The 15,903-nt window shown below is 45.0% G+C and carries 11 protein-coding genes; 8 read left to right on the forward strand and 3 right to left on the reverse strand.

Annotation, left to right across the window (positions count from 1 at the left end; all coding sequences use genetic code 11):
* Positions 1-43: 43 nt before the first annotated feature.
* Positions 44-547, reverse strand: coding sequence for a GNAT family N-acetyltransferase (locus L1D37_RS10280; protein ID WP_239847854.1), 504 nt, complete (start codon positions 545-547; stop codon positions 44-46).
* Between the two features lie 297 nt (positions 548-844).
* On the opposite strand from L1D37_RS10280, the gene aroC reads away from it, so the two are divergent.
* Positions 845-1,930: a chorismate synthase gene (gene aroC, locus L1D37_RS10285; RefSeq protein WP_017062360.1), complete on the forward strand. Its 1,086-nt coding sequence runs from the start codon at positions 845-847 to the stop codon at positions 1,928-1,930.
* A 152-nt stretch (positions 1,931-2,082) separates the two neighbouring features.
* Here the strand turns inward: aroC and L1D37_RS10290 are convergent, their stop codons facing one another.
* Positions 2,083-2,706, reverse strand: coding sequence for a trimeric intracellular cation channel family protein (locus L1D37_RS10290; RefSeq protein ID WP_004734183.1), 624 nt, complete (start codon positions 2,704-2,706; stop codon positions 2,083-2,085).
* A 299-nt stretch (positions 2,707-3,005) separates the two neighbouring features.
* On the opposite strand from L1D37_RS10290, the gene L1D37_RS10295 reads away from it, so the two are divergent.
* The 3 genes from L1D37_RS10295 to L1D37_RS10305 all read left to right on the forward strand — a co-directional run bounded on the left by L1D37_RS10295 (position 3,006) and on the right by L1D37_RS10305 (position 4,506).
* The gene (locus tag L1D37_RS10295; protein WP_239847855.1) at positions 3,006-3,536 is read left to right on the forward strand and encodes an elongation factor P hydroxylase; all 531 of its coding nucleotides are present in this window, start codon (positions 3,006-3,008) and stop codon (positions 3,534-3,536) included.
* A gap of 9 nt (positions 3,537-3,545) precedes the next feature.
* Positions 3,546-3,809, forward strand: a complete 264-nt coding sequence (locus L1D37_RS10300; RefSeq protein ID WP_017632537.1) for a YfcL family protein — start codon at positions 3,546-3,548, stop codon at positions 3,807-3,809.
* 175 nt (positions 3,810-3,984) lie between these two features.
* The gene (locus L1D37_RS10305; RefSeq protein ID WP_239847856.1) at positions 3,985-4,506 is read left to right on the forward strand and encodes an NADPH-dependent FMN reductase; all 522 of its coding nucleotides are present in this window, start codon (positions 3,985-3,987) and stop codon (positions 4,504-4,506) included.
* 134 nt (positions 4,507-4,640) lie between these two features.
* Here the strand turns inward: L1D37_RS10305 and mnmC are convergent, their stop codons facing one another.
* Positions 4,641-6,719, reverse strand: a complete 2,079-nt coding sequence (gene mnmC / locus L1D37_RS10310) for a bifunctional tRNA (5-methylaminomethyl-2-thiouridine)(34)-methyltransferase MnmD/FAD-dependent 5-carboxymethylaminomethyl-2-thiouridine(34) oxidoreductase MnmC (RefSeq protein ID WP_239847857.1) — start codon at positions 6,717-6,719, stop codon at positions 4,641-4,643.
* A gap of 128 nt (positions 6,720-6,847) precedes the next feature.
* On the opposite strand from mnmC, the gene fabB reads away from it, so the two are divergent.
* The 4 genes from fabB to L1D37_RS10330 all read left to right on the forward strand — a co-directional run bounded on the left by fabB (position 6,848) and on the right by L1D37_RS10330 (position 15,896).
* Entirely contained in the window at positions 6,848-8,059 is a 1,212-nt protein-coding gene (fabB, locus tag L1D37_RS10315; protein ID WP_239847858.1) for a beta-ketoacyl-ACP synthase I, read from the forward strand.
* Between the two features lie 444 nt (positions 8,060-8,503).
* Positions 8,504-9,637, forward strand: coding sequence for a 4-phosphoerythronate dehydrogenase (locus tag L1D37_RS10320; protein ID WP_239847859.1), 1,134 nt, complete (start codon positions 8,504-8,506; stop codon positions 9,635-9,637).
* 12 nt (positions 9,638-9,649) lie between these two features.
* Positions 9,650-10,663 (forward strand): aspartate-semialdehyde dehydrogenase, encoded by a 1,014-nt coding sequence (locus L1D37_RS10325; RefSeq protein WP_010436890.1) that lies wholly within the window; start codon positions 9,650-9,652, stop codon positions 10,661-10,663.
* Positions 10,664-10,871: 208 nt separating this feature from the next.
* Positions 10,872-15,896 carry a FimV/HubP family polar landmark protein gene (locus L1D37_RS10330; RefSeq protein WP_239847860.1) on the forward strand — a complete coding sequence of 1,675 codons (5,025 nt, stop codon included), beginning with the start codon at positions 10,872-10,874 and terminating at the stop codon, positions 15,894-15,896.
* Positions 15,897-15,903: the final 7 nt, after the last annotated feature.

The raw sequence follows: 15,903 nt of genomic DNA on the forward strand, positions 1-15,903 counted from the left end.
AAACTTCTTTCTACTTGTTCTTCTACGTACTTGCCGAATTCTGCTAAACCGCTACGATCTGTGGAATATATCGAAGGCCAAGCATCGTACATCCATCCTCTAAGTAACTGTCCGTCACCACATCGAAACCGAATTTACCATAGTAGTCTTTAAGGTGTGCTTGTGCCGAAATAAAAATAGAGCAGTCAGGATAAATCTTGCGAGTCGCATTGAAGCTTACTTGCATAAGTTGGTTACCAACCTGTTTACCACGATACTCTTTTGCAACGATCACTCGGCCGATACACACATCGTTGGCATCTGAATCGAGTAGAGGAAGGACATCCACTGGGTATCCAAGCTTCTGAGCCATAATACGGCTGTAAGCGACCAGATGTTCGTTCTCATAACCCATGACGTGATAAGTCTCGGGATGGTTATCTTTGCCATCTAAATCACTGTAGGGTGTGTTCATATCTACGATAAAAATATCGACTCTTTGTTGCAAGAAATCATAGAGCTCTTGAACAGACAGATCCGCAAATTTTTTAACTCTCCACTCAATCATTATTCTTCTCCTTATTATTGTGGCTACAACATAGAGAGTATTTAAAGCGAGTTCATTAACCTTTGTTAATTGGTCAATGTTACTGGTGAAAACGCCCACTTTAAAGCGACGCTCGTTTCCACTCGTTATTCATTTCGTTCGACCTATGTAATAGAAAGTTAAAATTGTTCCTTTTTTGGGGTTTACATCATTTGGTAATAAAGCCACTATGAATTCACGAAGAATAGACAAGTAAAGCTGTTCACCAGTGGGTTTAGGAATCAAACCTTCTGCTCAATAGCTGATTTAGAGGAAGTAATGGCAGGAAACAGTATCGGACAACATTTCCGCGTGACCACGTTCGGAGAAAGTCACGGTATCGCACTAGGATGTATCGTAGATGGGTGCCCACCAGGATTAGAAATTACCGAAGCAGACCTTCAAAGAGATTTGGATCGTCGTCGTCCCGGTACTTCTCGATATACAACGGCTCGCCGTGAAGCGGATGAAGTGAAAATCCTATCAGGTGTATTTGAAGGCCAAACTACGGGTACTTCTATTGGTCTATTGATTGAAAATACAGACCAACGCTCTAAAGACTATTCCGAAATTAAAGACAAGTTCCGCCCAGGCCACGCTGATTATACGTACCATCAAAAGTACGGTGTGCGTGATTACCGAGGTGGTGGTCGTTCTTCAGCTCGTGAAACTGCAATGCGTGTTGCTGCAGGTGCAATTGCGAAGAAATACCTAAAACAAGAATTTGGTGTTGAAATCCAAGCTTACCTTTCTCAAATGGGTGATATCTCAATTGATAAAGTGGATTGGAACGAGATTGAAAACAACGCTTTCTTCTGTCCTGATGCCGACAAAGTACCAGAATTTGATCAACTGATTCGTGACTTGCTAAAAGAAGGCAACTCGATCGGTGCGAAGATTCAAGTGGTTGCGACTAAAGTGCCGGTAGGCCTTGGTGAGCCAATCTTTGATCGTCTAGATGCTGACATCGCGCACGCTCTAATGAGCATCAACGCTGTGAAAGGTGTTGAGATTGGTGATGGCTTCGATGTTGTTAATCAACGCGGCAGTGAACACCGTGATCCATTAACTCCAGAAGGTTTCAGCAGCAACCATGCTGGCGGTATCTTAGGTGGTATCTCTACTGGTCAAGATATTGTGGCAAGCATTGCGCTTAAACCAACATCAAGCATTACGGTTCCTGGTGACACAATCACGAAAGATGGTGAAGCAACGCAGCTAATCACGAAAGGTCGTCACGATCCATGTGTTGGTATCCGTGCGGTACCTATTGCAGAAGCCATGCTGGCTATCGTGCTGCTTGACCACTTGCTACGTCATCGCGGTCAGAACTTTGGTGTGACAACTGAAACGCCACAAATCTAATTCTGCTTCTTTTTATTTAGAATAGAAACTGATTTGATAAAAACAAAAGGGTTGCTTCGTAATGAAGCAACCCTTTTTCACATTAGTAGGATTGTTCGTCCAGTCAGCGAGCATCAGTATTAACGATCGCTCTCAATACTGACTCTAAGCGATTAATGCACTGAGCTTTCAGGATCAAGCTGGAACGAAGGCAAACGCCATTTGAATCTTACCGCCGCCATGCGCAGCAAGTAACCAACTACAAGCGTCACAATGGTCGCCGTTACGTCGTTGATGCCAAGCTCAAGCAAACCTAGGTATAAACCTGAAGCGACAAGAGCGACAGACGCATACAGCTCTTCATGTAACACCAATGGTGTTTGACGACAGATAAGGTCACGTAACAAGCCACCAAAGACACCTGTCACTAATGCCGATACCATGCAAATCATCGGGTGCAGACCCATAGTCATCGCTACTTTGGTACCAATGATACTGAATACAATTAGGCCTAGGGCATCTAAACGAATGAATAAGCCTTTCAGCTTGATTACCCATTTAGCCAATCCGGTTGTAATAACACCTGCTATACAGGTGATTGCCAGATACTGCGGGTTTTCGACCCAACCTAAAGGGTAATGGCCAAGTAAGATATCTCGCACCGTACCGCCGCCAATTGCCGTTGCACTCGCAACCAACATTACACCAAACCAATCCATTTTTTGTTTGCCAGCACTGAGAGCGCCGGTCATGGCTTCTGCCGTGATGCCAATGATATACAAAACACTTAGTAGCATTGCTGTAGCTCTATAATTTAGGTCTATAAATTTGAGTCTTATAGGCCTTAGGGATATAAAAATGAAGCGCGAGTGTAGTAGTAAAAATGCTTGTTGACGAATGAATATTTGTACCGTGAATGGGCGTTTCAGATTAGCTAAACTAATCACTCACCTTAAAGTGGTGTAATCTGGGAATGGCAATCGATTGTCACCGTAAAGTATAATGGTGAACCCAATGTCATCACGCTTGATAGGGCTTTACCAAGCGCTTAAAAAAACGCAAAATGCCCCAGTTCTTTTTACTTAAATTTGATTTTATGACACACCAATATTCAGACATTATCGATATCTTCAATCAGACCTTTTTTGAAAGCTTTAATACCAAACTAGAGCTAGGGGCTGATGAGCCGATCTATTTGCCTGCTGATGACACTATCCCACATCATCGAATCGTGTTCGCACGTGGCTTTTACGCCTCTGCACTCCATGAGATCGCACACTGGTGCGTTGCTGGCCCTGAGCGTCGTTTACTGGAAGATTTTGGCTATTGGTATGAACCTGACGGTCGAACGGAATCGGTTCAAGCTGAGTTTGAAAAAGTAGAAATTCGCCCGCAAGCGTATGAATGGATCATTGCGATGAGCGCAGGCTTTCCTTTTAATGTCAGCTGTGACAATCTACACGGCGATTTTGAGCCAGATCGTTTGGCCTTTATGAATAAAGTACATAGCGAAGTTATGGGTATCTTTGAAGTGGGCTTTCCGCCTCGCGTAAAAATGTTCTCTGAAGCATTACGCAGCTTCTACGATGTAGAACCTTTATGTGCTAGCCAATTTATTGTGAAATAAGAGAATATTATGATTATCGAATTTGAAGAAAAACTACTTGAAGTAATTGATGCTCGCATTGAAAACGCATCAGACGATGAACTGTTTGCTGGTGGTTACTTACGTGGTCATATTTCTCTGTCAGTGGCTTCATGTGAAGAAGAAGGCATTGAAGACGTAGCAGAAGTTAAAGCACGCATCGAAAAGAGCCTAGATGACGCTCGCTCTGAACTAACGCCAGCAGACCGCACTATCGTTAATGACCTATGGGTTGAATTGCAAAACCAAGCTTAATCGCTGGTTATTTATCATTATCCGCTCAGTCCCTTCCTTTTCATTTTGCTGAGTCGTGAATAGTTTGAGACTCATTCGAAATTTTTGAATGAGTCCGTTCAATCCTTGTGATGGTTCCATTTTCTGACTACGTTATTCTAACCCCACTTAACGGAATTACAGAAAAGGTCACATCATGAAAGTTATCGCATTTGGCGCAAGCACAAGCTCTACTTCTATCAACAAAACTCTAGCAACTTACGCAGCTAACTTGATTGAAGGTGCTGAAGTTAAAGTTCTAAACATCAACGATTACAATGTTCCTATGTTCAGTGAAGACACTGAAAAAGAGATTGGCCAAGCGGAAGGTGCACAAGCATTTTTGCGTGACCTAGCAGAAGCGGACGCATTTGTTATCTCTTTCGCTGAACACAACGGCCACTACCCAGCAGCGTATAAAAACCTATTTGATTGGGCGACACGCATTGAGCGCTCTGTGTTTGGCGAGAAGCCTGCGGTATACCTTGCTACTTCACCGGGCCCTGGTGGCGCACAAACGGTACTTGGAGCAGCGACAGGTTCAGCACCATACTTTGGCGGTAACGTAAAAGCGTCAGTTTCGGTACCAAGCTTCTACGATAACTTTGATTTTGAGTCTGGTTCTATAAGCAACGAAGAGATTACTCAGCAGATCAAAGACGCGGTTGCTAAGCTGTAAACGTCGATACGCTTAGAAAAATACGGTCAACAAAAAGCCCGAGGGACATAACGTCACTCGGGCTTTTTAGCTTTTAGTTTCAGGTCTTTCCAATATTCTGATGTTTTAGATGTTCAGAATAGTTGAACTAGAGTCTATTGGTTTGTTTTAGAGTGCTTATCAGCAACCCAGCCAGCGGTTAATGCTTTCCCTTTTCGCAGCCTGCGCACCCACATTCTGCTTGGATGAATGGCTTCAAGCACATCAACAGGCAAAGGAAGCGGATCACCACAGATTTGCGACGCTAACACTTCAGCTAACAATGGAGCAGAGCTTAAACCGCGCGAACCCAGCCCGATAAAACAGTACAAGTTAGGGAAGCTTGTGACTGTTTGAACATCATCAACCGAGTCACGCTGTGGGTTAAAGTTGTGCAGGTCTTGGTACTGATCTTTAATTGCTTCGAAATCACCCACGTTGCCGACAAATGGCAAGTGATCACGGCTTACGCTGCGGATACCTTGGCGCGCTAGGTTGCCACTGGTATCGACATCTTTTGTCCACTCTTGGTCTGGTAGCGATCCGTGCAGGCGCTCACCATTATGTTGCTGAACCTCAATATCAAACTCTTGGTCAATATTGGTTTTGTCGTAGTTCGCACCAATGCAGTGGTGGCCGTTATTGGGGTTTTGCGGCGTTAGGTAACCATCAAAGCACAGCACGGTTTTTAACTTGGTCAAGTTTTCCGTGGTCGGAATATGGCTTACTTGGCCTTTAACTGGCGTTAGAGGTACAGGCTGAGTCTGCTCAAACTGGGTGAACTTGTGGCCGTTCGCAACTACCACTTGGTCATGTTTAGTTTGAATCTCACCTTGTTGTGTCTCAATGGTAAGTTGCCATTGTTGTTCAACTTCGAGCCACTTAAGCTGAGTTACTTGATGCTGATAGTGAGCACTAACTTGGTTGGTCTCTTCTAACTTTTCGATCAAGCCTTGTGTCAGTTGTAGAGGGCTTAACCAACCACCTAGTGGGAAGTAAACACTCTCTTTATCAACCGGTAGGCCAATCTTTTCATTCGCTTGTTCTGGCGATAGACGCTGAATCAAATCTGTATGGAAATTGCCTTCCAACATGCGATTGAGCTTTTTGGTTGAGCCTTCATCCCACATCAGAATATTCACACCACACCAACTGTGATCAAATTGAATAGATTTCGCTGCCTGATTGATGAACTGACGAGCAAACAGTAAACCAGGTCCAAACACGCGAGAAACGTTCGATGTCGCTTCGCTTAACAAGGGGTAAATTGCACCTTGGTTGTTGCCTGAAGCATTGCCCGCTGCTTGTGGGTGCTCGCAATAAAGGGTGATGTTTTTACCACGGCGGCTCAGCGTTTTAGCGAGTGCTGCACTCGCAACACCACCACCAATGATCGCGATGTCTTGCGAGTCACTGTGCTCTGATAGGCCATACCAAGGTTTGATGTTGGTGTGAGCGTGTTTTTCGCCCAGTCGGCCTGCGATCATTTCACGCTTAGTCCCAAAACCTTTAACCTTTTTCATCTCAAAGCCAGCTTCAATCAAACCACGACGAACAAAACCAGCTGCGGTGAAGGTCGCACAGCTACAATCTTGTTTAGCCAGCTTGGCCATGCCGTTGAACAGGTTCTGATTCCACATCTCTGGGTTTTTGCTCGGAGCAAAGCCATCTAGGAACCAAGCGTCCACTAAGCCTTGTTTTGGTGTAGGGACGTTAGGCATACAATCTTTGATATCACCAAACCATAAATCAAGCGAGATAGCGCCATCACCCAGCACAATGCGGTGACATTCCGGCAGGGCGATAGGGTAGTGTTCTTGGAGTTGCGTCGCATACTCGGCCAATTCTGGCCACGATTGATGTGCTTTGATGAGATCCTCTTTATTTAAAGGATATTTTTCAAAACTGATGAAATGTAACTCTTTGGTAATAGCTTGAGGGTTATCTTTAAGGAAAGTATCGAACCATTGCCAAACCGCAAGAAAGTTAAGACCTGTGCCAAAGCCGGTTTCTGCAATGACAAAACGACGTTGTTGATGTTCAACCCAACGCTCTGGAAGGTGGTTTTGCTTTAAAAAGACGTAGCGAGTTTCTTCCAAACCGTTAACATTGGAGAAGTAAACGTCGTCAAATTGGTCTGAAACTGGCGTGCCAGACTCATTCCATTCCAGTTCTGCATTAGTAATTGAAGTCATAAAATCTATCATTTTGTGATTTGAAGCGATATGTTGGTAGGGATTGTACGAATTTCTAGGAAAGCTGACCACTTTTGTTAGGCTTCTTAGTTATCATCTAGCTGAATTTAGAATTATAGGAATGTCACATGAAACGAGTCGTAATCACCGGTATGGGTATTGTTTCAAGTATCGGTAACAACGTCGAAGAAGTTTTAGCATCACTGAAAGAGGGTAAATCTGGTATTACCGCTTCAGAGCAGTTCAAGGAAAATGGCTTGCGCTCTCAAGTTTGGGGTAACCTAAAAATGAACCCAGCTGACCATATCGATCGCAAAAAAATGCGCTTTATGGGTGATGCGGCGGCATTCGCATATCTTTCAATGGAGCAAGCAATTGCTGATTCTGGTTTAACAGAAGATCAAGTATCTAATGACCGTACGGGTATCGTTGCGGGTTCAGGTGGTGCTTCTTCACTTAACCAAGTAAACGCAGTAGACATCATCCGTGAGAAAGGCGTTAAGCGTGTTGGTCCATACATGGTTCCACGTACAATGGCTTCAACGGTTTCTGCTTGTCTAGCAACTCCTTTCAAAATCCGTGGTGTGAACTACTCTATGAGTTCTGCATGTGCAACATCTGCACACTGTATTGGTCACGCGATGGAGCTTATCCAACTGGGTAAGCAAGACGTAGTATTCGCTGGTGGCGGTGAAGAACTAGATTGGTCTCTGACTATGATGTTCGACGCGATGGGCGCACTTTCTACTAAGTACAACGACACTCCTGAGCTGGCTTCTCGTACTTACGATGCAGACCGTGACGGTTTTGTTATCTCTGGCGGCGGCGGCATGCTAGTAATCGAAGAGCTTGAGCACGCAGTTGCTCGTGGCGCAAAAATCTACGGTGAGATCGTAGGTTACGGCGCAACTTCAGATGGCTACGACATGGTTGCTCCTTCTGGTGAAGGCGCGGTTCGTTGTATGAAGATGGCTATGCAAAACGTTGATGGCCTTGACTACGTGAACACTCACGGTACTTCAACTCCAGTTGGTGACGTTAAAGAGCTAGGCGCTATCCAAGAAGTATTTGGCGGTAACAGCCCAGCAATTTCTGCAACGAAAGCGATGACTGGTCACGCTCTAGGTGCTGCTGGCGTGCACGAAGCGATTTACTCAACGCTAATGCTAGACAACGGCTTCATCGCTCCAAGCATTAACGTTTCTAACCTAGACGAAGCAGCTGCTGGCCTAGATATCGTAACTGAAGCTCGCGAGCAAGAGCTAACTACGGTTATGTCTAACAGCTTTGGTTTCGGCGGTACGAACGCAACGCTAGTAATCAAAAAGTACCAAGCTTAATTCAGGCTTGAGTTAGCTATACAAAGGTTAATCGTTAACGGGTTACGCGAGTGTCGATTCAACACGCACAGGTAACTCGTTAGCTATGAACCACAGAACAAAGCTTTTTAAGCATAGATTTAAAATCTAGGTTTAAAAGTTGAAAGGTTTCCAGAGCTTGATCAGTAGTAACTTAGTTAGTACTGGTTGAACAGACGCAAGACTCTGTCTCCTGGAGAGCGAGATAGGATCCTTTTGTTCTGGATGTTTGCCCGATTGTTTATTCAATCGGGCATTTTTCGTTTTAGGCTTGGATAATAAAGTCAGATTAGGGTCGCTAATCCTCATCTCAACAAGCCTTTAATCATAATGTATTCCATTTGCTACTCGACACCGTGAGTGGAATTTTGCACAATCATTTCAATTCACATTTAGGTCGATAGACCCCAACAAAAGTACTCGCCAATGAAAATCTTAATCGACGAAAATATGCCTTATGCTGAAGCGCTTTTTAGCCAGCTAGGGGAAGTGACAATGAAGTCTGGTCGCACACTTACTGCTGACGACCTAGTTGACGTAGAAGCATTAATGATTCGCTCAGTCACCAAGGTGAACGAGTCGTTGATCAGCAAAGCCAATAAACTGAAGTTTGTTGGTACTGCGACGGCTGGTATGGATCACGTCGACCAAGAGTTGATGAAAGAGCGTGGCATTTTCTTTACCGCGGCACCTGGCTGTAACAAGGTCGGTGTAGCTGAGTATGCGTTCAGTTCAATGATGGTACTTGCGCAGCAACAAGGCTTCTCTGTGTTTGACAAAACGGTCGGCATTATCGGTTGTGGTCAAGTGGGCAGCTACTTAGCGAAATGCCTAGAAGGTATTGGTATTAAAGTTCTGCTTAACGATCCTCTTAAGCAACAAGAGGGCGACACTCGTGAGTTTACTGAGCTAGAGACACTGCTTGAGCAATCAGACGTTATCACGCTGCATACGCCAATTACTAAAACCGGTGAGTTCCCAACGCATCACTTGATTAATGAGCAGGTACTGAACAACTTCCGCGCTGATCAAATCCTGATTAATGCCGCTCGTGGCCCCGTCGTGGATAATCAAGCGCTAAAAGCTCGTTTACAAAAAGCAGATGGCTTTACTGCGGTTCTGGATGTGTTTGAGTTTGAACCTGAAGTCGACATGGAATTACTTCCACTGCTTGCTTTCGCAACGCCTCACGTAGCGGGCTATGGTTTAGAGGGCAAAGCGCGCGGTACGACCATGATCTTCAACAGCTATTGTGAGTTTTTAGGTACGGAACAACGTGCTTATGCAAGCGATCTTCTGCCGACGGCACCAGTGCCTCAAATGAAATTAGATAGAGCTTGGGACGAAGCAACACTGCACAATTTGACTCAGTTGATCTATGATGTGCGCAAAGACGACGCCTTATTCCGTCGCAATATCTCTACGCCGGGTTCTTTTGACAAGATGCGTAAAGAATATTGGGACCGCAGAGAGTACAGTGCTGTCGAGTTAACGGGCGACGAATCTTGTAATTTAACGCCGTTATCTAAACTCGGTTTTATGGTAAAGCCAACTTTATAAAAGAGAGAAACAATGAGCCAAGAATTTAATATTGCTATTTTAGGTGCGACTGGTGCGGTTGGTGAAACCATTCTTGAAGTACTTAAAGAGCGTAAATTCCCTGTCGGTGAACTGCACTTACTAGCAAGTGAACGTAGTGAAGGCAAAACTTCCCGTTTTAACGGCAAAACAATACAAGTACAAAACGTAGAAGACTTCGATTGGTCTCAAGTACATATTGCGTTTTTCTCTGCAGGTAGCGAACTTTCAGAGCGTTGGGCTCCAATCGCTGCGGATGAAGGTGTGGTTGTTATCGATAACACATCACGTTTCCGCTACGAATATGATGTTCCTCTGGTTGTGCCAGAAGTGAACCCTGAAGCGATTGCTGAGTTCCGTAACCGCAACATCATTGCGAACCCTAACTGTTCTACTATCCAAATGGTTGTAGCACTAAAACCAATTCATGATGAAGTAGGTCTTGAGCGTATTAACGTTTCAACTTACCAATCTGTGTCTGGTGCAGGTAAGCCGGGTATCGATGAACTAGCAGGTCAAACTGCTAAGCTTCTTAACGGCATGCCAGCTGAAAATTCAGCGTTCTCTCAGCAGATCGCGTTCAACTGTATTCCTCAAATCGATGAGTTTACTGAGAACGGCTACACGCGTGAAGAGATGAAGATGGTTTGGGAAACTCAAAAAATCTTTGCTGACTCTTCAATAACAGTGAACCCAACGTGTGTTCGCGTACCAGTATTCTACGGTCACGCTGAATCTCTACACATTGAAACTCGCGCGCCAATCGGTGCAGAGCAAGTGGTTCAGCTTCTTGAGAACACAGAAGGCGTTGAAGTTTTCCAAGCTTTAGACTTCCCAACTCAGGTTCGTGATGCTGGTGGTAAAGACCACGTAATGGTTGGTCGTATTCGTAACGACATCAGCCATCACAGCGGCGTGAACATGTGGGTGGTTGCTGATAACGTTCGTAAAGGCGCAGCGACAAACGCAGTGCAAATCGCTGAAGTTCTGATTCGCGATTACTTCTAAGCTTTACTGCTTTGATAAACAAGCCTCACTCTTTAGTGGGGCTTTTTTAATCGATTGAAAATATTGTTAGCCAAATTGTGTGAAATTGCTGCGAATATTGTCGCTGCAACACATTTTTTGTTTTCATCTCTATAGTTTTACGTCATTTATCCGATATATTTAATAGATCATCACTTTATCCGAATTTAAGCACCTAGCTGAGCCTTTTATGTTTCAAATTTTCAAGCAGTGGTTAATGCCTTTTGCCGTTATCATTGCGACTCAGATTTCCGTTGTTCGTGCAGATTCCATTCGAGTTGTTGGGCCTGATGGCCAAATACAATCAGCGCCTACGTTTTCAGAACCTCTCTCAAGAGCGCAGTCAAATAGCGCTGAGCCTTCTCGTTTCTATGGTCCAACTCGTGGTTCAGAGACGCTGTGGTCTATCGCCTCAAGATTACGTCCGGATAACTCCGTTTCAGTCCAACAGACCTTGTTGGCAATTTATCGCTTAAATCCTCAGGCATTTGAAAACCAGAACATCCATAGTCTGTTGCCTGCTAGCAATCTACGCGTGCCTTCTTTAGAGCAAGCGCGAGCAAGCTCGACGCAGCAAGCCATCAATATCATGAACTCGCACCTAGCGAAGCTTGATGATCCAGCGACGAAACCGGCAGCTTCAAAGCCAAAAGCAGTGCAAGCGTCAAATCAATCGGATACTGGCTCGAAAAATACCACGCCGGCAAAACAAGCTAGCTCAACTGAAGCCGCTAAGAAACCGGCCTCGCTTGTTCCATCATCTCCAGCGAAAGAGATGAATAAGCTTGAGAAACAGCTAGAGCTTTCAGAAACAGAATTACTTTCACTTGAAGAGAAGAACCATCAACTTCGCTTAATGCTGTCGAATGTACAGTCAGAAGTGGATGTACTGAAAACAGAACTCAGCGATGAAGACCGTATCCGCAGTGAAGTTGAAAAGTTACTGGCTGAAGAGCGCAGAAAGAACGCTGAAATTGAAAAAATGGCACCAAGTGCGATGGATCAACTGTTGTCTAACGGTTGGTTAGTGGCTGCTCTGGCGATTATTCCAGGCCTTCTGCTTGGCTTAATCATTGTTGTGCTATTGGGTCGCCGCTCTAAAAACGATGACCAACAACAAACTACGCAAGATCAACCGATTCAACCTGAAGCAAGCAGCGTTGCACCTATCACTCTCGGCGACGAGATGGACGACCTTGATAACGAGTTGTCTCTCGATGATGAATTGTTTGGTACTGAAGATGACGCCAATAAGCTGTTTGATGATCAAGCACTGGCTGAAGAAGACGATGTATTTGCAGGTTTAGACGAATCGGATCTCGATTTCAATCTCGACGGTGAAGATGATGACCCGTTTGCCAGCATTGGCGAAAACGGTGACTTAGACACTAACTTCGATGATCTGGACTTAGACAGCAGCAACGGCATCAGTGTTAATGGTGAAGAGAAGGCGCTTGGCCTTGAAGAGATGGAGCGCGCGCTTGATAAAACGGCTGAGAGTGCTCTAGATTCTGATGATGTTGATTTTGACCTTTCTGATGATAACTCAATATCTGCTGACGACATTGAAGCTCTGCTATCTCAAGAAGCTGAGACGGAAGATTTAGGTTCCAATGAGCTAGACCAATCTCTGCTAGACGATCTGTTCGCCCTTGATGATGAAGACGATGATAGCTTCGATATCGATGCTTTGATTTCGGAAGAGCAAAATGACTCGCCTTCGACGAGAACCACTCCAGCTACCGATGACTTCGACATTGATGCGCTTATCTCAGAGCAACAGAGTGATGCGAAGCCTGCGGATTTGAGCAATGACGACTTTGATATCGATACTCTGATCTCTGAACAGCAGACTCCACAGCCAGTAGCACAATCAGCAGCGCCAAGTGTAGAAGACGATATTGATGATATCTTTGCTCAGGTTGCCGCTCAAAATGATCTAAACGACCCTTTCAATCTTGATGGCGACGACGAAGTTACCAAAGATTTGAACAGCGGTTTGGCATCGGATGATGATATCGAAAACATCCTGTCTCAGTTTGATAAGCCAATCGTAGACGAAGAAACTCAAGACAGTGTTGATCTGCTTGATGAGCAACTGGCAGGCGATGACGTTGACCTAAGTAACTCAACAGATCTTCTTGATGAGATGCTAGGGGACGATTCGGATGATGAGTCTGAAAGCGAACCTCTTGGTTTTGATTCTCTGTCTGAACTGGAAGAGCTTTCTGGCCTATCGACGGACGATGAGCTAAGCATTGCCGAAGATAGCACGGAAACTTTAGATGAGCTGATCGGTGATTCTGACGATGATGACTTTGAACTCGATGCAGATAGCACCGATCTGCTTGATGATTTCCTTGATAGCGAATTGTTAGCTGATGATGCATCAACAGATGAAGCGAGCGAGAAGGGCACGGAGTCTATAGACCCGTTTGATGATCTACTCACAAGCGGCATTGAAGACGAGCTTGAATCAGAAGAGCAGACGTTTGATAAAGAGTTAGACGCGGCCTTTGATTTTGACAAAGTCAGCGATGAGCCTGTTAAACACCCAGACGCAGAGACTACTCCATTACCGTTAGAGCCTTCTGAAGTCGAACCAGAGCAAGCTGAGGACGTTAGTGAAACATCACAACCTGAGCAAATTAACGATGAGCTATTAGATTCAAAACAGACGCAAAACAGCTCTGAGCCAGAAAGCGATGATGTTAAGCCACAGAATGATGAAGCCTTTAATCGTGATGACTTTATCGATGATCTATTTGGTGTAGCACCAGCAACAGATGCGCTGCTTGATGATTCACTAGAAACTACAGACGAAGCGTTGATTGATGAATTGATGACGTCTGATGACAGTGATTTATTGGAAGCGATTGAAGAGCCAGTTGAAGCTCCAAGCGAAAAGGCTGCGGACTCAGAACAAACATCAAGTTCGGATATTTTAGATTCATTACCGGAACAAGCAGAACCGTCTGTTGAAGATAACGAACTGGATATTGATTCGCTGTTATCTGAAAACTCTGATTTTGAAGAGCCCGCTTTCGCTGAGTTAGAACAAGAAGCGCTTGAGCCGACAGCAACAGATACACCAGACAGTCACGAAGAAATCGCGCCTAGCTTTGAAAACCAAGCTTCACCAGCGTCACTGAGTGATATCTCGGAAGATGAAGAAGAGACGGTTGAAGATTGGTTAGCAGAAGCGATCGACGATGTAGAGTCTCCAGCTAACATCGACTCTGATTTCGACTTTGAGCCGAAAATTCAAGGTAGCGATGAATTTGAAGATGTCGTTGAATCCTTGCCAGAGCCAGAGCCAGAGCCAGAGCCAGAGCCAGAGCCAGAGCCAGAGCCAGAGCCAGAGCCAGTTCGTGCCGCAAATATGCCAGAAATCATTCCAAATGAATTCGGCGTACCAGAAGACGACGATTGGCTGATTGAAGATGAGACGTCTGCACCAGAAGCATCAACAGAAAATGACGTAACACCAGAGTCTGTAGCACCTGTTGTTGAACCTAAATTAGACGCTGAACCGCAAGTTGAAGCGACACCGCAAGCGGAAGTAGCAGAACAAGAAAGCGAAGAAGAATTTTCGTTTGATGACTTCGAATTACCAGAGTTTGGTGAAGAAGATGCACTGGCAGAAGCTGATGCACCACAAGCAGAAATAGCGGAACAAGAAAGCGACGAAGAGATCTCGTTTGATGACTTTGAACTGCCAGAGTTCGGTGAAGAAGACGCACTGGCAGACGCTGATGCTGAAGCAACACCAGAACTAGCAGTGTCTGCTGTTGAGCCCCAATTAGATGTTGAACCTAAAACTGACGCTCAGGTTCAAGACGACGAAGAATTTTCGTTCGATGACTTTGAGTTGCCAGAATTTAGTGAAGAAGATGCACTAGCAGAAGCTGATGCTGAATTAACATCAGAACCAGTAACGCCAGCTATTGATTCTCAACCAAGTGTTGAATCGCAACCAACCGCTGAGCCTCAGCTAGATGCTGCACCACAGGCTGACACTGCGAAACCAGAAAGCGAAGAAGAGTTCTCGTTTGATGATTTTGAGCTACCAGAATTCGGTGAAGAAGATGCATTAGCTGAAGTGGTGAGTGAGCCGGATGAAGCACAGCTAGAGCAAGACTTGTCTGATGGCACAGAGAAGTTCGAATTCGATGACCTTGATCTGCCTGAATACGATGAAGAGAGTGCGAAAGCTGATTCTGTCTTAGACGATATTGAGCAAAGCAGTGCTGAGCCTGTAGCAGAAGATGAAGGTGTAGAGTTCGATGAGCTTGATTTACCAGAGTACGGTGAAGATGAAGCCATCTCTGATGCGTTTGCTGAGAAGCCAACACCGCTAACCTCTTTCAGCCCACAAGGTGAAGAGCAAGATGCATTGCACGATTTGTTCTCAAACCCGCAAAGCTTCAGTCATGCTGATGATTTATCGGATGTGGAAGAGTCTGAATTGGCTGGTTTTACGCAGCCAGAGGTATCATCGAGTGCACTCTCAGAATTAGACCTAGCGCCAGTAGAGTCAAACTCAGCGCCAACGGCGGTTCAAGACGAACCACTAGAAGGCTTTGATGATTTTGATGAGACAGCACTGGCTGAGTTGCTTTCGGAAGACGTTCAAGACTCTGTCGATAACATGTTCGACAAACCTCTTGATGCAACATCGATTGATAGCGCAGGGCTAGACATTGATGCAATGCTTGAAGTGGGCGGCGAAGACTGGAAAGGCTTTAATTTAGCGCCAGAACAGCAATCGAGCATGCACAATGACGTACCTGATGATCAACAAGAAATTTGGGCATCGGCAGAGCAACAAGCCGAACCAAAAATCAAAGAAGAGAATTGGGGGCAGCAAGATAACTTAACCGAATCAGGCAATGGTCGTGATAAACAATACATGACGATTGATGAACTGATGGCGCAAGTCGAGCAAGAAGGCGAAGAGGTCATTAATCCAGATGATGAAGAATTGAAGCTGGATGTTGGCCTAAATGAATTCCCAGATGTGATCGGCGATATTGGCAACTATGATGTCGATAGCAATGCAGAGGCTGCAGGTAAGCTTGATTTGGCTAAAATCTACATCGAGATGAGTGATCCTCAAGGAGCGATTAAGCTGCTAGAAGAGGCGATTGTTGACGGAAGTGATGACATTCGCCGCGAGGCCAAGAATCTCATCGACACGTTAAACGGTCGATAAGCTCAAC

It is taken from the genome of Vibrio sp. Isolate33, from assembly GCF_022397895.1.
Classification (GTDB): Bacteria; Pseudomonadota; Gammaproteobacteria; order Enterobacterales; family Vibrionaceae; genus Vibrio; species Vibrio pomeroyi.

Excerpts from the sequence above, each read along its gene's own strand:
- L1D37_RS10305 (WP_239847856.1), top strand. The coding sequence starts at position 3,985 with ATGAAAGTTATCGCATTTGGCGCAAGCACAAGCTCTACTTCTATCAAC.
- L1D37_RS10330 (WP_239847860.1), top strand. The coding sequence starts at position 10,872 with ATGTTTCAAATTTTCAAGCAGTGGTTAATGCCTTTTGCCGTTATCATT.
- mnmC (WP_239847857.1), bottom strand. The coding sequence starts at position 6,719 with ATGACTTCAATTACTAATGCAGAACTGGAATGGAATGAGTCTGGCACG.
- L1D37_RS10300 (WP_017632537.1), top strand. The coding sequence starts at position 3,546 with ATGATTATCGAATTTGAAGAAAAACTACTTGAAGTAATTGATGCTCGC.
- L1D37_RS10295 (WP_239847855.1), top strand. The coding sequence starts at position 3,006 with ATGACACACCAATATTCAGACATTATCGATATCTTCAATCAGACCTTT.
- fabB (WP_239847858.1), top strand. The coding sequence starts at position 6,848 with ATGAAACGAGTCGTAATCACCGGTATGGGTATTGTTTCAAGTATCGGT.
- L1D37_RS10325 (WP_010436890.1), top strand. The coding sequence starts at position 9,650 with ATGAGCCAAGAATTTAATATTGCTATTTTAGGTGCGACTGGTGCGGTT.
- L1D37_RS10320 (WP_239847859.1), top strand. The coding sequence starts at position 8,504 with ATGAAAATCTTAATCGACGAAAATATGCCTTATGCTGAAGCGCTTTTT.
- L1D37_RS10280 (WP_239847854.1), bottom strand. The coding sequence starts at position 547 with ATGATTGAGTGGAGAGTTAAAAAATTTGCGGATCTGTCTGTTCAAGAG.
- L1D37_RS10290 (WP_004734183.1), bottom strand. The coding sequence starts at position 2,706 with ATGCTACTAAGTGTTTTGTATATCATTGGCATCACGGCAGAAGCCATG.
- aroC (WP_017062360.1), top strand. The coding sequence starts at position 845 with ATGGCAGGAAACAGTATCGGACAACATTTCCGCGTGACCACGTTCGGA.